At 68.4% G+C, this 21556-nt stretch carries 10 protein-coding genes; 4 read left to right on the forward strand and 6 right to left on the reverse strand.

What is annotated here, in order from left to right; translation table 11 throughout:
- Positions 1–17: 17 nt before the first annotated feature.
- The 5 genes from AC1DKN_RS18190 to AC1DKN_RS18210 all read right to left on the reverse strand — a co-directional run bounded on the left by AC1DKN_RS18190 (position 18) and on the right by AC1DKN_RS18210 (position 9744).
- On the reverse strand, positions 18–1727 hold the full coding sequence (locus AC1DKN_RS18190) for an ABC1 kinase family protein (protein WP_476872102.1): 1710 nt from the start codon (positions 1725–1727) through the stop codon (positions 18–20).
- An 8-nt stretch (positions 1728–1735) separates the two neighbouring features.
- Complete coding sequence (locus AC1DKN_RS18195) at positions 1736–2278, reverse strand: PadR family transcriptional regulator (RefSeq protein WP_223915556.1); 543 nt, start codon at positions 2276–2278, stop codon at positions 1736–1738.
- Positions 2279–2931: 653 nt separating this feature from the next.
- On the reverse strand, positions 2932–3702 hold the full coding sequence (locus AC1DKN_RS18200) for a hypothetical protein (protein ID WP_476872112.1): 771 nt from the start codon (positions 3700–3702) through the stop codon (positions 2932–2934).
- Positions 3703–3732: 30 nt separating this feature from the next.
- Entirely contained in the window at positions 3733–9336 is a 5604-nt protein-coding gene (locus AC1DKN_RS18205) for a DUF6531 domain-containing protein (RefSeq protein WP_476872103.1), read from the reverse strand.
- Between the two features lie 126 nt (positions 9337–9462).
- Entirely contained in the window at positions 9463–9744 is a 282-nt protein-coding gene (locus AC1DKN_RS18210) for a hypothetical protein (protein ID WP_028275663.1), read from the reverse strand.
- A 231-nt stretch (positions 9745–9975) separates the two neighbouring features.
- Here AC1DKN_RS18210 and AC1DKN_RS18215 point away from each other — a divergent pair, with 231 nt between their 5' ends.
- The 4 genes from AC1DKN_RS18215 to AC1DKN_RS18230 all read left to right on the forward strand — a co-directional run bounded on the left by AC1DKN_RS18215 (position 9976) and on the right by AC1DKN_RS18230 (position 20615).
- Complete coding sequence (locus AC1DKN_RS18215) at positions 9976–12834, forward strand: hypothetical protein (protein WP_476872104.1); 2859 nt, start codon at positions 9976–9978, stop codon at positions 12832–12834.
- Entirely contained in the window at positions 12831–14177 is a 1347-nt protein-coding gene (locus AC1DKN_RS18220) for a hypothetical protein (protein WP_476872105.1), read from the forward strand. The genes AC1DKN_RS18215 and AC1DKN_RS18220 overlap by 4 nt, the downstream gene beginning before the upstream one ends.
- Positions 14178–14239: 62 nt before the next feature.
- Positions 14240–18559: an FtsK/SpoIIIE domain-containing protein gene (locus AC1DKN_RS18225; RefSeq protein WP_476872106.1), complete on the forward strand. Its 4320-nt coding sequence runs from the start codon at positions 14240–14242 to the stop codon at positions 18557–18559.
- 82 nt (positions 18560–18641) lie between these two features.
- The gene (locus AC1DKN_RS18230) at positions 18642–20615 is read left to right on the forward strand and encodes a serine/threonine-protein kinase (RefSeq protein ID WP_476872107.1); all 1974 of its coding nucleotides are present in this window, start codon (positions 18642–18644) and stop codon (positions 20613–20615) included.
- 512 nt (positions 20616–21127) lie between these two features.
- Here the strand turns inward: AC1DKN_RS18230 and AC1DKN_RS18235 are convergent.
- Positions 21128–21556, reverse strand: a 429-nt coding sequence (locus AC1DKN_RS18235; RefSeq protein ID WP_476870533.1) for an HNH endonuclease, incomplete at its 5' end; no start/stop codon positions are given.

Here is a 21556-nt window from a genome sequence, read left to right on the forward strand (position 1 = left end):
CCCCGTCACCGGCTCGATCAGCGGCCGCTGCGCCCCACCCAGAGCCCATGCAGCAGCGGAAGCACCGATGCGATCATCAGGACATTGCCGAGCACCATGTCATCCGCGCGGACCACGGAGCCGGATACCAGCAGGGCGCCGAAGATCAGCGCCGATGCCGATCGCTGCGCCGTGCGGTCAAGCCGTCCCAGCTGCCGCTCAAGGCGCGGATTTGCTACCGACAGTGAACCGTCCTCGAGCCGGGTTAGCAGCCCATCAAGACGCTTCGGCAGACCCAGCGCCATCCCGGCGGCATCGAGCGCCTGCTGGGCAACGTCCTGCACGATGTTGCCGCGCTCGTCGCGCAGCAGCTGCGCCGCATAGGGTTCGACCGAGTCCCACAGATTGAACCGGGCGTCCAGCGAGCTGCACACCCCCGACGTCAGTGACATCGCCCGGATAATGAGCAGGAAGTTCTCCGGCATCTGGAACGGCAACGAGCGGACCACGTCACCGAACTCCACCGCAAAATCACGGAACTCCCGGGGGTCAACCTCGCGAAGCTCGGCGAAGCCCATCCCGCCAAAGCGGGCAAAGAGGTGCGTCATCGCCCGCTCAAGCTCGACCGTGTCGGCTGAAGGCACCAACACCCCCACGTCGCTGATCGCGGTCATCAACCCCTTGCCGTCACGCGAAGCGGCAGCGATGAGCAGCTTCCGCAGACCGCTGCGTGTGCTCGCCGGAACCTCGCCCATCATGCCGAAGTCGATGAATGTCAGCTTCCATGGGTGCTCCGTGGATGGATCGGTAACCGGCGTGACAAAGATGTTCCCAGGGTGCGGATCGGCATGAAAAAAGCCGCTCGTAAAAATCTGGTCGAACATGACCGAGGCAAAAACAGGGGCGACCTGGGCCGGATCGATGCCCGCCGCCAGCAGTGCCTCCGAGTCCGTGATCTTGATCGCCGTGACGTCTTCGAGGGTGAGCACGCGGCGGGTGCTCCGTTCCCAGACGACGTCGGGCACCTCCACCCGGACGTCGTCGGCGAAATCGGCGGCGAACCGCCCCGAATTCGCCGCCTCATTCAGGTAGTCGATCTCCTCAAGACTGGTCTGCGCAAACTCCTCGACCAGGGCGGGCATGTCGGCACGATCGGACACCAGGCGCACGTGGCTGAGCCAGCCGCCCACTTTGCGCAGTGCCGCCAGGTCGACGTCGACAATGGCCTTGATGCCCGGCCGCTGCACCTTCAGCACCACGCGGTCGAGCCCGGTGTCGGCGGCGTCGCCCGGGCCAAGCCTCGCCCGGTGCGCCTGCCCGAGGGACGCTGCTGCGATCGGTGTCTCCTCGACCGAGGCGAACAACTGCTCCAGCGGCGCGCCCAGCTCAGCTTCGGCGAGGGCGCGGATCGCGGGGAACGAAACCGGAGGCACCTCGTCCTGCAGCCCCTCGAGTTCCTTGGTGATCTCGGGCGGCAGCACGTCGAGCCTGGAGGACAGGAACTGTCCGACTTTGATCATGAGGCCGCCGAGGTCCACCGCCAGCGCATGGAAGCGTTGCGCGAAGCGCCGCATCCTCTTCGCCCTGGTGCGCTCGGCAATCCGCACCAGCCCGATGCGGGGGAGGAACAGCTCGAACCACCAGGTCACCGCGAGATGCCATGCGGCGAAGCGCAGGATGCGGCGGTAACGGGCCCGGTGGCCCCGGGCGCCGGGTCCCGGAGCTGCCCGGTCCCGGCGAACCGACATCACCCCGGTCAGCCCTGGGCGAGGATCGCGTACAGCCGGCGGCGCGCGTCATCGAGCACCGCCACGGCTTCCTGCACCTGCTCCGGCGTGCCGGTACGTCCCACCTGGGAGGCGGCCTGCGCGAGCTCGACGCCCGCCTTGGGCAGCGCCGCGAATCCCGAGCCCGACGCCGGACCCGTCGACTCCCAGGGCGCTGACGTACCGGCACCCGCCATCTCCTCGCGGCCCGCGTCCGTCAGGGAATAGATCTTGCGGCCGTTGGATTCCTCAGCACGGATAAGGCCCTCGTCGGCCAGCAGCTGGAGGGTCGGATAGACGGAGCCGGCGCTGGGCTTCCAGGTGCCGCCGCTGCGCTCCTCGATTTCACGAATAATCTGATAGCCGTGCATCGGCCGCTCGGCGAGCAGTGCCAGCACAGCCGAGCGCACCTCGCCACGCCCCGCCCGGGAACCCGAGCGCTTCTCGAACCTCGAACGCAACTCCTCTACGGCCTGCCACATGCCGTCGACATTGTTGCCGCGAAATCCGCCTGCCGGGTAAGAACTGCGCATCATGCTCTCCTCTGGACGACCGTGAACGATATACAACGATAGCCAACGATACACGCGCAAATTTGCGAAACCAAGAGCGCCGACGATCCACATCTTGCATCGTGATCCGACAGCCGTCAGCGTTCCTTTTTTGCGGTTTCCCGGGCCTGCTGAGCGGGCTCACGGCGCTTACTTGCATGCTGCCAGGCTAGTCCTGCCTGAGTGCCCAAAATAAATCCGCCGAACCATACGCTTTTCCTACTTCAGGATTGGTCGCCACGGTCGATCTGGAGATTTCGCGACGTGCAAATCACTAGCGCCGTTGAGCGCGGCGGCCGGCCTTTTGTCCTCGGAGCATTGCTGAGTATTCCCCCAACGCCTAACCCGGCACGACGATGGCCGTTGAGTACTCAACCTGATCCTCCCTCCGGCCCTCCCGAAAAAGGCGATCGGCAATCCGCTGATACTCCTGCAAGTCGCTCCAGGGGCTCCACTGATTCAGCATTGTGGTCAAAGGCCCATGTGGTTCAGAACGACTCCAACTTATGTCTGTAACTCGGAATCGCTGATTACTAATCCAGTGGGATACTCGACCCATTTTTCCAACTCGCCGTCCCGGAACAAGCGGGCCGCGACGATCTCACATTCCTGCCAATCGCGACACCATTTAGTGGTTAGAAAGTGGTCAGGCGAGTGGCTTCTGCGTCGTTACCCGTCATCCATTCCGGGCCCAACGACGCTGATCCCGGGTTCCCGAGGAAATCTGTCAGTGCCGCCTCGACAGGTCCGAGGTCGTTGACGAACCGAGAAGGAATGAAGCCCGTCGCATCACCCATCGGCACATCCACCGATTCATCCTTCGCTTGTCCGGGCCGCAACAACACCGCCCAGGAACTCTCCTGGTCAGCATCAGCATTCCGGTGACAGACCATCCCCAGCCCAACATCACCGGCCACCTCAAAACGTGCCGACCCATGCTCAACAGCCAGCCGTCCACGCAACTTCCCGTCCAAGGAATGCAGCGCAGCACCAGCCGCCTCACGTGCCTCCGCGACGGTGCTAAGGCCCCGCCCATCAACAAGCCACTCCGCCTTATTTGTGGTTTCCCGGCTCGGCTTAGCGGGCTGACGGCTCCGCTTATTCGCATGCTGCCAGGCCAGTCCTGCCTGAGTGCCCGAAATAAACCCACCGAACCACGCGATACCGGCTGGGCCCAACACCAAACAGAGAACGAGGGAAAGCACCAAAACCAACATGGCTAGCCATCGCCAGGGCGGCGAGAAACGCAGCAACCACACACCCACGGCCAGGCCGGCGAGTAGTGCCACGACCTCCTGTGACACGTGGTCCTGAGGTCCTGCCAGGATCACCGCGACCGTTGCGCTCAATAACACGCCACTAAGGATCAGAGCATTCCTTACCGGATGTTCAGCTTTTCTTCCCACAACAACCAACCCTTTCTAGGCCTGTTTTGCTCACCATCCGAGTGCGCTCTGGAGTTGGTCGCCACCGAAGCCGACAGTGCCACCTCCAAAGGCGCCTCCCCACAGTCCCACGGTATTCGTCTGGTTGTAGTTAAACATGCCGTTCACAGTCCGAGGCGCAAAGTACGGCATCTGGCTTAGCGTGCTAACGCCTGTCTGGTTGAACGCCGGTATGCGCCCCACAGGTATCGCGGCAGCACCCGCTCCAAACAGGCCTGTTGCCCCGGCCTTCGCGGGGTCAATGGGATCCCCGGCGACGACGTTCTCCAGCATCGAACCTGTTCCCGCACCAACGCCACTGATGGCCATCGTTCCGGCCTTGGCAACCACGCCGGTCGACGACAATGACATCCCTCTGGCGAGGCTGCCACCGGCCGGCCCCGCGAGGCCGCCTACGGCACCGGCGAAGCCACCACCAGCGATCTTGCCCGCAAAGTCCCAGCCGTTATTGATGCGCCCGCCTTTCTGATAAAGGTAGCTCGCGGCGCTTGCACCCGCACCGACGACCCCGTTGGCGCCAGCACTTACTCCGAGCGCTGCTGCAGCCTGTCCGGCCGGCGCACCCGCGAGGACGCCCCTAGTCCACATGGCCGCGCCGCCACCTGCAGCACCGGTAGCCGCGCCTATCGCGGTGTTGCCGAGGACCGACCACCAGTCGACCGAACCCTTCTGCGATTTCTGGGAAAAGACCGAGAGGCCACCCGAGCTCAATGCCCCAGCGATAGCTCCTGCCGCGATGATGTTGAGCCCCGGCACGAACAATGCAGCAACGCCAGCGGCCACGGCGAGTCCCGCAACGACGTACTCCCAGTGGCTCCCGGCCGATTTGTCGTAGGCCTTCAGCTCCTCATCAGTGAGCGGACGCAGCCCGGAGGGGTCGGTGGTGTTGAGGGGGTTATTGCCGGCGTAGGCGTAGGGGTTGCCGTCCCAGCCCGCGCCGAGGACGGGGGAGAGAGGATCGGTGGAGAGGAAACCACGAGTAGCGGGGTCGTACGCACGTGCCCCGAGCCACTCCAGGCCAGCGATGTCCAGGCCGCCGTTGCCGGTCAGAGTGATCCCGGCGGGCAGCACACCGGCCAGCCCGGACACCGAACCCAAACCAGCGGCACCACCAACGGCAGTGCCACCCGGACCCGGGCCAGGGACTGCCGGCGCGCCGATGACGGCCCAGGGGTCGGACTGGTCGGTGGGGCGGGCGGCCCGCCAGCCCGGCGCGATCCAGGCGTCCTCGATACCGGTGACACCACCAGGCAACGAAAGGACCTGTTCACCGCCGAAGCCGGCCAGGGTGGGGATGGGGGTGGCGGTGTCCCACCACAGCTCCGACCCATCGATAGCAGCCAGCTCGCCGAGGGCGTCCACCCACAGCTCATGCCGGGAGGTTTCCATGCCGTCGGGCGTGCGGTCGGCAACGCTCTTCAGCTGGCCGCTCTGACCCCACGAGTACTCGGTCCAGGACCCGTCCGGGTGGATCAGCCGGGTACGGCGGCCCAGGCCGTCATGAGCATACTCAGTCCGTGAATCGTCAGCGTCCGTGACGGCGAGGAGCTGTCCAGCGGCGTCGTACTCATAGACCCGGGAGCCACCCGGCGTGGATTCCCGGATAAGGCGCCCGCCGACGTCGTACATCCACTCGGAGGCCGCAGAGGGAAGCCACGGCTCCCCGTTCCGGGTGGTGGCGGCCGAGACCATTTGGCCGGCCCCGTCATACCCGTACTGGGTCACAGTACCGGCGCGGGTCAGGGCCGTGATCCGGCCGTCCTCGTCCCGGCCGATCAGGGTGACATCGGTCGAAAGCGGGTCAGAACGGTCCGTGCGGCTGTGCTCGGACAGGCTCCCGTAGCGGTAGGCCCATTCCTGGACCAGGTTCCCGGCAGTGGCTGCGGTGATACGCCCCGACGCATCGTGGGAGAACACGGCCTCCCCGAGCCGGGGGTTGCTGACAGCGGTCACCCGGCCTGCGGCATCCCGGACATAAGTGGTGGTGGTTCCGTGCGCGTCGGTGAAACCGGTGCGGTTCCCGTCGGCGTCGTACTTCCACGACATTCCCCGGCCGCCGCGGGTGCGGGACGCCAGCCGCCCGCAGCGGTCATACGCGAGCTCGTGCTCGACTGCCAGCCCGTCAGCGCCCGTGTAATCGGTAATGATTACGCGGCGGCGGATCAGGTCGCGTTCGACGCCGGCAATGAGCTTCCCGTCGAACGAGGTGGAGGATTCCCGGCCGGCCCGGTCATACGTCCAGGTTGTGGTGTGTCCGTCCGGGTCGGTCTGGGACAGTTGCCGCCCGGCGGGATCGTAGGTGGCGGTGCTCATCCGCCCGAGCGGATCGGTGACGGAATCAACTTGGTCCGTGGCCGTGTAGGTGCGGGTGGTCACCCCGCCCAGGGGATCGGTGATCCGGACCAGGCGCCCGCGGACGTCGTACTCGAACAGGGTCCGGCCGCCCACGCCGTTGACGGTCTCGGTCAGTTCCCCGGCGGTGTTGTATTTGAACCGGCGCGTGCCGTACCAGGAGTCCTGGCTGAACGTCAGCCGCCCGGCCTTGTCGTAGCCGTACCGGGAAACGCCCTGGCCGGGGGTGCGGCGCAGCACAAGCCGTCCGCACGGGTCGTACTCGAAGGTCTCGACCTCGCCCGTGGGCAGCGTCCGGGAAGTGACGCGCTGATCGGCGTCGTAGGCCAGTTCCGTGACCGCGCCGAGCGGGTCCGTGGTTTTCCAAGGCCGCCCGCACACGTCGTACTCGTACCGGGTAACGGCACCGCTGGGGGAGGTGATCGACGTGATCTTCCCGGCCACGTCCCGGCCCAGGACCGTCAGGCCGCCGTCGCCGTCGACGAGCTCCACCGGGTTGCCCGCCGCGTCATAGGAGATGAGCTCCGCGGAGCCGTCCACCCCCTGGACCTGCCTGGGGCGCCCGTACGCGTCAAAGCTGTACGTCGAGGATGCGAACGCGTCCGTCAGCGTCGCCGTCCCGGCCTTGCGGTCCGCGGTCGCGTCTGTGCGGACCCCGGTGGGGTCGACGACGGCGGTCAGGGCGCCGATCTTGTCGTACTCCCGTACCCAGTCATGGCCGGCGGGGTCCGTGATCCCGACCAGCCGGGAAAGCGTGTCATGGACGAAGCCCCAGCGGGCACCGTCGGGCAGCACCGCGGCGGTGACGTTGCCGAGCTCATCGAAGGCCCGCTCAATGGCCCGGCCCAACGGATCGATTGTCCGGACCAGTTCACCGTTGACGGCGTATTCGAGTTCGGTCCGCCCGCCGTCCGGGGCGACGAACGCCGTCGTCCGCCCCGCCGAATCGTGTTCGAAGGCCCAGGCGGCGCCGTCCGGGTCCTCGCGCCGCACCAGCAGGCCCGCGGCGTCGTAGCTGAAACGGGTCTCAGCGCCCGACGGGCTGATGGCCGTGACCGGGCGGCCCGCATGGTCACGGACGATCCTTGCGATGTCTCCTACAGCGTTCCGGGTCGCGACCAGGTCCCCGAACCCGTCGTACTCAAAGCCGACCGTCACTCCGGCCGGATCCACTACTTGGGCCAGTTGCCCGTTCCGCCACTGAAGCTCGGTGCGCCCGCCCAGCGGGTCCAGGATCGCCGAGGGATCCCGCGACACCTCATCGGCATACTCATACGAGACGACCGACCCGGACTCCGTCACCAGCGTGGTGATGCGGTCTTGCTCATCCCAGCCGTAGGTGAGGTCCGCGCCTTCCGGGGTCACGGTCCGGGTCTTCCGGCCCCGCCCGTCGTAGGCGTGCACCGTGACCGTCCCGTCGCGCTCCGTGAACGACACCAGATTTCCGTGGCCGTCATACGCCATGGACTGACGCTGGTCATGGGAATCAAGCACCCCGACCAGGCGGCCCTTCGCATCGGCGATCCACGAGTTTGAGCGGGTACCGTCCTCATCCGAAACCACCGTGACCCGGCCCGGCAGATACGCGAACCTGGTCCGGCGCCCATGCTGGGAGGTCTGCAGGACAACCCTGCCGTGTTCGTCGTAGGTGTTCTCTGCCTCGAGAACGCCCGCAGCCGAGACCACGGCCTCGATCAGGCCCTGCTCATTCCACCGGTAGGTGCGCGTCCCCAGCCCGGTCTCCACACGCGTCAGCCTGCCAGCGGCGTCGTACGCGTACTCCACCCGGCGCCCGTCCGAGGCCCTCACCACGGCAACAAGCCCGTCCACGTACTCGACGTCGAGGAAACGGCCCCGCACATGCGCCAGCCGGGTCACCAGTCCGGCACTGCCGGCGTCAGCTGGCCCTTCCCGGAGAACGGACGCCGTCCGGCCAGGCCCGGACCCGGCACCGAGCCACACGCCGGCCAGGCTGTAAGCCCACCACGCGCCCTGGTTGTCCCGGACTACCAGGAGCTCGACCGTACCGTCAGGCAGGGAGCCCAGCTCCGCCAGGTCAGCAGCTTTTGCATGCTCGCGGGCCAGCCAGTAATTCTCTCCCACACCCCTGCCCCAGCCGGTGCCCTCCCGGGGGAAGTCCACGGCGCGGCCGTCGGCCATCACCCACCGGCAGCCCTCATCCGAGACCGCGAGGTACTGATCCAGAACCGAGGCCCACCCAGGACCAAACACCCCGGGCATCTCCAAACCTGACGCCAGCGAGTTGTACATCCGAGACAGCACCACGTTTGAGGCAACCCCGGCGAACCCCAGATCCGTTTCCGGCTCGATGAAGTTTCCCGTTGAGGTGTTCACGGGATCATTGGCGTACCCGCTGGTCGGCATCGCACCGGCCGCCGTGGGCGGATCAATCGCCAACGAGGACCGGGTCGCACTCACCCCCGCCGCAGCGAGCGCCTCGTTCACCGCCGCGTCTGAAACACTCGACACGGCCCCCTCGCCGCCGGCGGCGGCAAATGCATCCGCAACCGTCACCGCCCATTTCGCGTCGTTCTCGTTCGCCTGCAAGTACCGCCGGTATGCGGTGATCACTCCGGACGCGTCTATTGAACCCCAGTAGCAAGCAGACGCGAACGAGGACATTTGCCCGTGCAACGAGCCCGGCTCGGCCGCCAAACCGTCGTCCAGGCCCCGCGACCCTGCCGCGAAGGACCGCAGATCAGCCGGCCGCGCCGAGGACGTCCCGCCTCCATACCCGCCACCGGGCGCCGGGGTTTCCCGTGAGCCCAGGGCCGCCGAGGCCGGAGCAAACGACGGGGCCGGACCCGGATCCGCTTTCGGCCGCTCCGACTCACCAAAAAACCAGTCCCTGGCCTGTTCGAAGCCGTTCCGGTCGTTGTGCTCCCGGACCCACTCGTTGTTCCGCCGGCGCCGATCATCCTCATCACGCCCGGCCTCGATCATCTGCCCCACATAGCCGGCGACCGTCCGCAATGCTGAGGCCAGGGCCTCCGCGTCGCCCGCAGCCGTTACTGCGTTCGCCGCGAACAGGTCCGAGAAATGGCCCTGGAAGTCCGTCTTCGCCGTGGAAACATACGAAGCCCGCGACCCCGCCTGCCCCTCAACCCGCGACGCCGCCGATTCAAATACCGACTGCACCGCCTCGGCCACGGCATAACTGAACCGCCCGCCATGAGAAGCATCCGACGCCGGCAACAGCGGCACCTCAACGAAATCGGTCACAACCAAAGCCCCCCACAGAACAAGAACTGGAACAGAAAGACAAACCACCAAACGTGCATCGGCCAGGTAACCGCCCACTCACCAGAGCGGCGCGACTACCTGGCCCTCACGCAATCACATACAGGCTCAGGCGCCGCCGCCAGCAGAGAAGATGTCCTGCGAAATCTTCTGCAGCTGCCCCCGCAACTGCTCGAGTTCCTCCTTGGCCTTGTCCAAAGCAGCCTTCGTCTCCGGCCACGTAGAACCTCGGAACTGCGCAGCCAGGGGACCATCCCAAATATTCGGATCTGACAAAACTCGTCCCTGCGCATCCAGCGCCGAGATCTGATCCGTGAAACCACCGTTAATGATCGACTGCACCTGCCCAATCGCAGCCTTCGCTTGCTCAGTAGACAACACACGCGACATAGAAATTCCTCCCAAGAGACAAGCGCTTCTCCGCCGGACACGTAACCGCCGACGACCAGACGGTGCCGACGCTACCAACACACGTCAATAAATCCAACAAAAAGAAAAACTAGGACGGCGGGACATGACCGCCCAAGTCATGCGCATGACACAGGCAAACCGCGATTAGTCCATTCGTGAGTGAAACCCCGTATCATGCTGAAGGCACCATGAACGGAAGAGGGGACGATCATGTCCAGACGGACTACCACGCACCAGCACATCCCGGGGCGCCGCATCGCGCCCGGCCGGGCGCTGGGCGCTTTCCTTGCCGGCCTGGGGCTGATCGCGACGACGTCGTGCGGCCCGGCCCCCGAGCCGGAGTCGGTGTCCAATCCGGTCAAGCTCCTGCAGAGCGTGCGCGTGGGCATGTCCCCGGCCGCCGGGGTCGAGACGATCGAAGGCACCACCATCTCTGTGTCCGCGGCCGGCGACTCTTCTGCAGCGGACACGAAGTACGACGCCGCCCAGGCGGTGGGCGAACTGCCGGTGCGAGTGAGCCTGCAGTACCGGGCCGGCGACAAGTCCGGCTCCGACCTCACCGAGCTTCAAGGCCACACCGGGCCGGTCGAGATCGACCTGACACTGGAGAACCTCACGGTTAAGCCGCGGGTCATCGAATACGATGCCGCGGGCCAAACCCGCTCCGATACCGCCCTCGTGGGCGCCCCGCTGACTATCGCCGCCTCAACGAAGCTCACCGGTGTACGGGCCGACGACGTCACCGCCGGCTCTGCGGACGGCGGAACGGGCACCAACGGCGTCTTGAGCAGCACCGAGGACGGTGCCACCGTGGTGCAGTGGGCCACCGTGCTGGCCCCACCCCGTTCGGGTGCGAGCACCACGCTGCGCCTCGTTGCTGAGGTCAAGGACTTTCAGGTCCCTGCTTTCGACGTGGCGGTCCAGCCGGGCCTTAACACCGACCTCAGCGCGGACGGCGTGCTCGCTGGCGCGTTCTCCTCCGGTGCGGGCTCCGAGATGGGGCTGCAACGCCGCACCATCTCGCTGGTCTCGGACGTCAACACCGTGTTGACCAAGGCCGGATCCACCATCACCGAGGTCCGGCAGAACCTGCAGGAGACCTCTCAGACCCTGGGTGCGAAGACCGCGGGCGAGCTGCGCGATAACTCCACGGCCCTGGCCGCAACCATGGTGGACCTGAAGGAGCAACTGAAGACTCTCGGCGCGGACCTGGAGGCCGCGACGAAGTCAACGCAGTCCACCACCGCGTCCCAGCTGAAGCTGACCGTCGCCGCCGTGGACGCGATGCTGGGCGACACCTCGGCCGTGCCCGCGACGGCTCCCATCAACGGTGACGGCTGCACCGCGGAGGTGCCCAAATCGGGGAAGGCGGCCACGGTCTATTCCAGCATCCAGACCATGGCCTCGCAGCTCGACGCCTACGCGAAGGTGAGTGCGGGCTGCCGGGATATCGTGGCGGGCGCCATCAAGGCCACCATGGGCCCCGAGGACCCCACCGCGGAGGAATGCGCGGAGCAGGGCTCGATGACATGCTCCCTTTACGGCTCTGCCGTGACCGTCACCGGCGCGTTGCTGGGCCTGGTGAAGAAGGGCGACGAGCTCGTGGCGGACCTGCAGCCGCAGATGGTCGAGGGCGCGATCAAGGATCAGGAGGCTGCCGCCGTCACGCTGGAGAAGGTGCGCGCCGATTTCGTTGCGGTCCTCGACGGCGCCGAGACCACGGAAGACTACAAGACTGCCCTCGCAAACGTGGAAGAAGCGATCAAGTCCGCCCGGGGCTCCGTCGCCGCGACCCGGGACGCGGCCGCTGCGGTCCGCGGCAGCATCGACGGCCTGCGGCAGAAGCTGGGCGACATCAAGAAGACTGCGCAGGACGCCCGGGGCGAGTTGGGTGACCGCTCGCTGCTGAACGGCTCGATGACGCAGCAAACGCAGCGGCTCGCCGACGAGTTGTGCAAGATGGCCGACGGGGCCTTGCCCCGCGAGGGCCGACTGTCCGCCGAGCAAGCGGAGCGGCTGCGTTCCTACCTGACGTCCGCACCGTGCGAGCCCACGGATGAAAGCGGAAACCCGGCGCAGGAACTGCGCCCGCCGCTGGGGTTCAAGGACCCTCTGGACGATCGGATCCAGGCCCAGACGGCCGCCTGGGACGCGGTCCTGGCGGCCACCGACACCACCGCCCCGGACGAGGAGATCGGCCAGGCGTTCACCACTTTGGGGACGACGATCGACGACATCGACGCCAAGCTGGACGCCATCAAAGAAGCCACGAAGGCGCTCGACGGCGCCGCCACGGGCGACGTCAACAGCAACAAGCGCGAACTCGTTGCCCTGGACGCCGCGCTTGGTAAGGCGATCGACTCCTCCGGCCGGGTCGGCTCGACGCTCGCGAAGCTCAAGGAGCAGCAGGACGGGCTCGGCGACAAGATCAAGAAGTCCCTCCGCGAGGTTTCGGCGGAGACCGCCGCCGAGGTCTACAAGACCGTGGACGAGCAAGTGCGCCGGGTCGCCGAGATCGGCGACGCGGGCTCCGACGCCGTGATCACGGCCTTCAACCGCTCTATCTCCGGTTTGAAGTCCACCTCGGACGAGGTGGTGAACGACGCCGAGGGCACGGTGAATAAGCAGCGGGACGAACTGCGCGGGCAGAGCGACGCGCTGGCCGCATCCCTGGACAAGGGCACGCAGTCCTCGCTCGCGAACATCGCCTCCAGCACGTCCGGCTCAACCCGTGACGTCGAGGGCGCCAGCGCCCTCCTGTCCTCAAGCCTCACCAAGGTGATGCTCGACCTGGGCGACCGTTCGGTGAACGGATCCGGCCTGCTCGGCTCCATGGCCACAAGCGCCGCCAAAGCCGACACCGCTGACTATCAGCTGGCACTGGCATCGCAGAACGCTGAGGGCTATGCCAATATCCGCTCCAGGGACGTGGCGGGACTGCTCCTGCGCCAGGCGCAGTTCAAGGCTTCACTCACCGCGGTCGACGAACTGCCACCGTTCCACCTCGAGGTGCCGGCCGGCGCCACGTCGCAGACCCTGTACACACTGAAGATCGGCGGCACCGCATGAGCTCCCGCACCGGGCTCACGACCCTGATCGTCGCGGGCATCACTGTCGTCCTCGCGGCTGCGATCGCCCTGACGACCGTGGCGCTGAGCCGTCCCAAGGAGGCTTCACGGCCCGATCCGGTAGCCGCGACGGTTCCCGTTGCGCTGCAGGCCGAGGGCCTGCCGAAGGACTTCTCCATCGGCGTCGTCCTCACCCTGGGCCAGTCCGGCGAGCCCGGCTCCGAGTACAACCGGGCGGCACAGGGCGCAATCGTCGCCGCACAGCGCTTTGCCAAGGGCGGCGCCACCGTCGCCCTCGCAGCCCAGAACGACCGCGGCACGGAGGATGGCGCCCGCGCCGCCGTCCACGCGCTCGCCGCGCAGGGAGCATCGGGTGTCGTCGTGGCGACTACGGGTGCGCCGGCCCGGGCCGCGGCAAAGACCGCCGAGGAGCTCGGCCTCCCGGCGATCCTGCCCTACGCCGAACCATCGGACCCCGCGCAGACCACCTGGACAACGAGGCCGTCGGGCGCATCCGTCGCGGCCGCCCTTCGCACCGCGCTGAACGGCAAAAACAGGGTGCTGCTCGTCGGGGACGGCGGCGAGGTCCCTGCCTCCGTCGGGATCTCACAGACGCTGAATCTCGATGGCTTCGACGCGGTGACGGACCTGGCCCAGGAGGCCGCCATCCGAACAGGGGACCAGCTGCGCCCTCCTGCCGAGGACGCCCCAGCAGGCGCCGGGTCCACGAGGATCGCCGAGCCCGCGGACGCCGTGGTTGTCTCGGCCGCCACCCCGCAGCGGCTGGCCCGGCTGGTCCAGGCCCTGCAGGCCCGCGACGTGTCCGTCCCCGTCGTCATACCGGACGGCGCCACCGCCCCGGCCTTCGCCTCCACGCTCGCCGAACTCGACGGCGCCGCCTCCGGGCAGCTGGTCAGCGTTGCCCCGGCCGGCGGCGATGCCACGGCGCTCCAGCAGGACGCCCAGGGGCGCGGGATGTCCGCATTCCTGTCCGCCGTGCGCCTGGCCTCCGGCGACCCGAAGGTCAAGAACCTGACGGGCGATGCCGCGTTCTCCGCCGACGCATGGGCGGCGGACTCTCGCAGCCACGACGCTGTCGTCGCCCTCGTACGGGCGGCCGCGTCGGCTGGAAGCGGCGAGCCGTCCAAGGTCGGCGCGGCGTTGCGCACCATGTCCTTCGGTCCTGGTGAGGGCCTCGCCGGGCCGGCGCTGGATTTCTCGCGCTCCGCGGCGCTGACCGCGGGGGCAATCCCGGTCTACGCTTCCCCTCAGGACCTGGGCCTGCGCCCGCCGGATGAGGCCGCTCCGCGGCTCGTCTGGGTGCCGGCGCCGGCAAACCCCTGACCACCTGCCCCCGGCTCGCCCCTGAGCGGGCGGGAACCATCCACCACTGAAGGAGCGCCCCGGTGCGTGTGCTGATCGACCTGGACGAGCGTCGCTTTGAGTGCGACGTGGCTCACGCCGCGCCCGCCACGACGCTGACAGACCTCGTAGAGGCCGCCGGTGGCCCGCGCCTGGCACCCGATGAGGCGGTGTTCGTGAACGAGGCCGAGGTGCGTGGTTCCACCCCCGTCTCAGAGCTGATCTTCCTGGAGGGCAGCCGCATCTCGCGGGCGCCGTGGCAGATTCCGCAGCGCGTGGGCGGCTGGAGCGTGACGCTCGCCGGCGGCCAGAGCACCGGCGGCGTGATTGACGTTCCGCACGGGCGAGAGATGCTCATCGGCCGGTCCCCTCACGCCGATCTGAGCCTTCCTACCGAAAGCGCGTCATGGGACCACTGCCGCCTGCGCCGGGAGGAGGACGGGCTGCGGGTGTTCGATGGCGGGTCCACGAACGGCACCCTCGTCAATGGCGAGCCGGTGGGGGAGGAAGGGGTCCTGGTGACAGAAACCGCCACGATCACGGCGGGCGGCGCCGTGCTCCTCCTGCGCCGGTCCCTGGACGAGACGCCCGCCCCGCCGCCTGGCAGCCTGCACAACCTCACGCCGGCGGCGACAGCGCCCTTCAACCGGCCTCCCCGCCCCGGGCAGGCCCCGGCGGGCGAGCCCCTGGTCCCGCCGGGCCGCAAGGACGTGCCGCCGGCCAGCAAATTCAGCTACATCACGGTGCTCGCGCCCCTCGTGATGGCGGCGGCGATGGTGTTGATCCTGCGGGACTTGCGCTTCGCGATGTTCGCCATGCTCAGCCCGGTCATGGCCGTCGGCATGTGGTTCGAACAAAAGCGTCGTCACGCCCGGGGCCTCAAAGAAGAGGACGAGCGCTTCGCCGGGGCGCTCCAGGGATTCGAGCGGCAGATCCGCGAAGCCGCAGCGACGGAGACCGCACGACGCCATCGGATGATCCCCGATCCCGCGACCGTAGTCCGGCGCCCCGCACTCCCCGCCACGTCCTTGTGGCAGCGCCGCGCCGACGCGGACGACTTCCTGGCCCTGCACGCCGGCACAGGTGACGTCCCCTGGAAGCCCGAGGTGGACCGCACAGCCGGGTCGCGGCTGGATGAGAAGGTGAAGGACTCCCTCGCGGCCGCGCGCCTTCAGGCCGCGCCCGTGCTCGTGGACCTGACCGACGCCGGTGTGGTGGGTATCGTCGGGCCGCGGGAGGGGACTCTGGCGCTCGCGCGATCCCTCCTGGCCCAGGCCGCGGTGCACGTCGGCCCAGCCGACCTGACCATCGGCGTCTTCTGCGACGCCGGACGCGCTGACGAGTGGGAGTGGGCTTCATGGCTGCCGCACACGCGCCAGGCCGGCAGCAGCACGGGCGAGCGGTGGATGTCCGCGGACCGCGAGGCGAGCCTGGCCATGCTGCGCACGCTCAAGGACGCTGTGCAGGAGCTGCCCACACCAGCGATGCTGGTGGTCCTGGACTCCGAGGTCCTCACGGAGGGCAGGGACTCACCGGCACGCGCGCTGCTCGGCACGGGCCGCTCCGTGCCCGGGGCCCATGGGAGCCCGCAGCAGCGCCCGTCCCGGGTGGCGGGCATCGTCATCGCGACTTCTGAGGAACAGTTGCCGGCCTCCTGCACCACGATCATCAGGGTCGGTTCGGACGCAGCGGCCACTGTGGACCAGCCGGAGGACCTGACCCGCGTGGAGGACGTCATCCTGGCGGGCCTGGACCAGGAGGAGGCCCTGCGCTGCGCAATGCGCGTGGCGCACTTCGACGATCCGGAGCTGAGCGTGCCCGGGGCCTCGCTGCCCCCGCTTGTGCGGCTGCCCGGGCTCCTCGGCTACGACCGCCCGGACTCGACCACGATCCGTCGCATGTGGCAGGCTCCCACCGGAGTCTCCACGCCGATCGGCACAGGGGAGAACGGCACCCTGACCCTGGACCTGGTCAAGGACGGCCCGCACGGCCTGGTGGGCGGCACCACCGGCTCCGGCAAGTCCGAGTTCCTCCGCTCGCTTGTGGCCGGCCTCGCGGCACGCAACGATCCGACGCGCCTGAACTTTATCCTCGTCGACTTCAAAGGCGGGGCCGCCTTCAAGGCATGCGAACGCCTTCCGCACACCATCGGCACGATCTCCAATCTGGACGAGCAGCTCGCCGACCGGGCCCTCCGCGCCCTGGAGGCGGAGATGGAACGCCGCCAGCGGGTCTTCGCGGAGGCCGGCGAGGGCATCGACAACCTGAACGCCTACCTGGCCACGAACCCGGCCGAGCCCATGCCCCGGCTGCTGCTCGTGATCGACGAGTTCGCCATGCTGGCCAAGGACTTCCCGGACGTGCTCAAAGCTCTCGTCAGCGTGGGGGCAGTGGGCCGCACCCTTGGTGTGCACATGATCCTGGCGACGCAGCGCCCGGCGGGCGTCGTCAGCGACGACATCCTCGCGAACACCAACCTTCGGGTGGCGCTGCGGGTGCAGAGCCGCGACGACTCCAACAACGTCATCGGTGTGCCCGCCGCCTCGGCGATCGGCCGGGCCCAGATGGGCCGGGCATTTGTGAAACTGGGCCAGGACGACATCACCCCCGTGCAGACGGCCCTCGTGACCGGGCGGGCGCAGCTCGGCGCCGGGCCTGCCGTGGACGTGCGCGAGATCCGCCAGTTCGGCGTCCCCGTGCCCGCGGCGGCGCCGCCACGGTCTGCGGCCGTGGACGAGAACGACCTCGAACTGCTCATCGACGCCGTAGTCGCAGCCAACGCCGAGGCAGGGTACGCCGAGCCGCGGCAGGTCTGGCCGGAGGCCCTGGGCGAGCGTGTGGAGCTGGAGGGTTACCTTCCTCAGCCGAACGGCGGCCGTCGCGCCGCGCCGTCCGACACTTCCACCGATCCCGCACGCCGGCCGCTGCCGATGGTGGGCGCCGTCCGAGGCTCCACGGTCCAGGTGGCAATCGTCGACGAGCCGGAGCTGCAGCGCCAGTCCGCGGCGGGATGGGACATGTCCGTGGGGAACCTGATGCTCATGGGCGTGGCCGGCTCCGGCACGAGCACCACACTGGCCTCGATCGCGCTGACACTGGCGAAGGACGCCGATCCGGCCGAACTGGACCTGATGATCCTCGACATGGGCTCCCGTGAACTCGAAGCCCTGGAACGCCTGCCGCACACCGTGGCGTATGTGGGAACCGGGGCCGGTGCCAAGGAGCAGCAGGCCCGTTTCCTGCGGCACCTGCACTCGGAGCTCGAGAGCCGCCGCGCCGAGCCTGGCAGGCACCGCCGCACCGTGGTGCTGCTGGACGGCCTGGCCTCGCTGCGGGACGAGTTCCAGGATTTCGAAGGGCAGCAGCTGCTGGCGCTGCTGTATCGGGCGTACGCGGACGGCCCGGCGCTGGGACTGTCCTTCGCGGTCTCCACCACACGCGCCAAGGCGGTGCCCTCGGCCATGAACGAGGTGACGCTGCAGAAGTGGCTCTTCCGGCTGGCGGACGACTACGACTACTCCTCGCTCGGCGTCCGGGGCAAGGAAATCCCCGCTGCGCTTCCTGGGCGCTGCGTGGATCCCCGCACCTCGCTCCAGATGCATGTGGCCACGCCCGGTATCGGGGTCGAGGCTGCGGTGGATCGCATGCGGCAAAGCTGGGCACACGCACCCGCGAAGACCCCGGCGATCCGGCGCCTGCCCTCCAACGTCACCATGCTGGAGCTAGGGGTGGAACCCCGGCTGGAGGCCGAACCCTGGCTCATCCCGGTAGGAATAAAGGAGGCTGACCTCTCGCCGGCTTTCCTGGAAATCTACGAGGGCGAGCACGCGCTTGTCGCCGGGCCTGCCCGGTCGGGAAAGTCCACGCTGCTGCTGGCCCTGGCCGCAGCCCTGCGTGGCGCGACCACCTCACGCGGGCCGGCTCAGGTGTGGGGCATCTGCGATCGCCGCTCGCCCCTGGCCCTCGCCGATCTGGATCGCGTGGCCGTCGGCACGGATGAAGTGCCGGCCCTGCTGGCCTCCCTGCGCCTCGAGCGCGGCCCAGTGTTCCTGCTCATTGACGACGCAGAGCGCTTCGAGGACACCGATCAATCCATCGCGGGGGCTGTGACATCCGGGCAGCCGGGGCTGTGCGTCATCGCGGCCGGACGGGCCACGGATCTCCGCGGGCTGTACAGTCACTGGACCAAGACGCTCCGCAAATCCCGCCTTGGCGTGCTGTTGCAACCGGATGCAGATTACGACGGCGAACTGCTGGGCACCGCACTCCCGCGCAGGGCGCCGGTGGCGCTGAGTGCGGGGCGTGGATATATCGGCGTCGGCGGGCAATTGGCACTGATCCAGTCGATGAGCGCCGAGGGCTGAGCCCGGCTACGAGCGCCTACGACGAACGAGTGGACGGCCGGGGGCCTTGAGGAATCAGATCGATAGCGTTGGGGAGTACGGTATGAAATTCGCACAGACGGGTCAGGCTCTGGGAGCGTCCTACCGCTTCGGCGAACGGGTGGGCTCCGGCGCCGTTGGCGAGGTCTGGACCGTCACCTCGGCCGACGGCCGGACGCTTGCCGCCAAAGTCCTGCGCCCGGAGCACGCCGACGATCCCTCGCTCGTAGAGCGGTTCGTCCGCGAGCGATCCGTCCTGCTTGGCCTGCAGGACCCGCACATCGTCACGGTGCGCGACATGGTGGTGGAGGGCGCCCGGTTGGCCATCGTCATGGACTACGTCGCGGGAGGCTCGCTGCGCGACGCGCTCAAGGAGGCGGGACCGCTGCGTCCTCTGGACGCGTTCAACGTCGCCGCCGAAGTGTTCGACGCACTGGCTTTCGCGCACTCACGAGGCGTGACCCATCGCGACATTAAGCCGGACAACGTGCTCCTCGCCCGCCCCTGGCCCGAGTGCGCCGCGGGCGACGTACGGGTCTCCGACTTCGGCATCTCCGACGTCGTGGGCGAGAAGATCCGCCAGACGACCGGTCTCATCGGCACCCCGCACTACATGCCTCCCGAGCTCATCAGCCAGGGCCGGTCCGGCCCGCCGGGCGATGTGTACTCAACGGGCATCATGCTCTACGAGCTCCTCGCCGGGCGCACTCCTTTCGCCGGGCCGGGGACGGACTTCAGCGTCGCGTACCGCCATGTTTCCTCGCGCCCGCCACGGATCCCCGTGGACGACGCGGTATGGAACATACTCGACTCGCTGCTGTCCAAAGACCCCGCCCAACGCCCGACGGCGAGTGAGGCCGCGGCGACGCTCCGGCGTCTCGCACCCCGCCTTGCCGGCAGCAGCCCGATCACGCGTACCGAGGCCCCGGAGGACTTCGACGCCGTCGAACGCTCGGCCACCGTCGTCCGGGGCGCCTTCACGGACGAGGACCTCGCGGCCTTCGCGTCAGGCTCGCCAGATGACCACGCCGGGAAGGCTCCCGAGCTCGGGGAGGCCGACAGCGCCACCATCGCCCGGCCAATCCCGCGTCGCGAAGTGCGGCCCCGGGCGGAGGCCCGGCTCGAGGAACAGGTCGCCACCCCGTTCTGGCGCACTCGCAAAGCGTTACTGCTTGCGGGCGCCGCCACCCTGCTCGTCGTCGCGATGGTCGTGGGGTTCGTTGTCCTCGCCCCTGCAGGTCAGCAAATGCGGCCCACCGCGGAAGGCCAGGTGTCCAAGCAACTTCAGGACGCGGCGCTGCCAACCGGCCTGACAATCTCGCGGGAGGCCTCCTATGAGCCGTCCTCCGGTCAGGTCCGCTTGACTGTCGCGTACGCGGCGCAGAAGGCGCCGTTGTCCGGTGATTTCCTTGAGGTGATCCCGGGCCTGGCCGATGGGGAAGCGTGCCCGACGGTCACGTGGGACGGGGCTTCGGTGAGCAGGAATCAGGCCTCGATCACCGGCCTTGACGTCGAGTGCGGCTGGAAGGTCTCGGGGTTGGAGGTCCCGGCCGGAGGGGCAGCCCAGGTCACTGCCAAGGTGTCAGTGTCACCGGCGGACCAGCAGGCCCTCGACGCATGGCTGCGGGCTGGGTCCGAGGCGACGACGGCCGCGACGCAGGACCCTGCCGTCAAGGGCACCGCATATACCGTCCAGCGGCTGAAGGGCGTGGAGGTGCGTACTCCGGCGCGCGTCGTGACGCCCAGCCCGCTAAAGATCACCCTCGTGCCTGTCTGGGCCGGCGGCGCCGACGAGCTGAACCCGCTCTACGTCAGTCCCGCGTCGGGCAAGCCCTCGCAGATGCTCGCCGCCGTGAGCGGCGGCGAGAAAGGAGTACGGTTCTCCGACGGCTGCGGCGGGGCGCTCGCGGTGGACAGCGCGGGGCTTACCGTGACGGCCCTGCAGATCACGCCCCAGTGCACCGTGCGTGCCAGCGTCGGGAACTTCACCGAGCTGCAGTCTCCGAGCTTTGGTATCACGTCCCGGGAAAACTCGTAAGACGGAGGGCTCCCGGGGCTCCCAGGACTGAGGACTCGGGGTTGCCCCCCGCGCGGCCATGACCTTGGCCTGGACGTGCGAGCCGCTCAGCCCGCCCGGCAGTCCTGGCTTCTGTTCACGGGGCGGCCAGCCCGCCGTCCGTCCGGGCCGCTGTTCACGGGGCGGCCAGCCCGCTGCCGTCCGAACCGCATGGCTCGCCTCCGTCCAAGCTTCTGTCACGCGGCCACCCGGCCGCCGTCCGAACCGCATGGCTCGCCTCCGTCCAAGCTTCTGTCACGCGGCCACCCGGCCGCCGTCCGAACCGCATGGCTCGCCTCCGTCCAAGCTTCTGTCACGCGGCCACTCGGCCGTCCGGGCCGCTGCCCGGGGCGGCCAGCCCGCTGACGTCCGACGCGCACGGCTCGCCTCCGTCCGGGCTTCTGTCACCCGGCCACCCGGCCGTCCGGGCCGCTGCCGTTCGAGCCACGCGGTCACCCGGCCGTCAGGGCTTCTGTCACGCGGCGGCCACGGGGTCACTCCAGGCGGAAGTAGGTGTTCCGGCGGGGTGTCTGGGCGGGGTCGAGGTGGGGTGGCGGGATGAACCAGGGGATGCCGGTGCGCATCTGGATGCTCCAGTGTTCCTTGTGGATCACGTGGTGGTGATGGGAGCAGAGCAGGGTGCCGTTGCCGGTTCCGGTGGTTCCGCCGCGGGACCAGTAGGTGATGTGGTGGGCCTCGCACCAGGGGGCCGGGATGGTGCATTGCGGGAAGGCGCAGCCCCGGTCCCGGGCCGTGATGGCCTTGCGGATGTGGGGCGGGAAGATGCGGGAGGCGCGGCCGATGTCCAGGACCTGGCCCTCGCCGCCGAGGACGACCGGGATGATGTCGGCGTCGCAGGCGAGCTTGCGGATGGTGCCTGTGGTGACGGGGCCGGTGAACAGCAGCGTCCCGGTGCCGTGCCT

The sequence above is a fragment of the Arthrobacter sp. 01N444 genome, assembly GCF_056399305.1.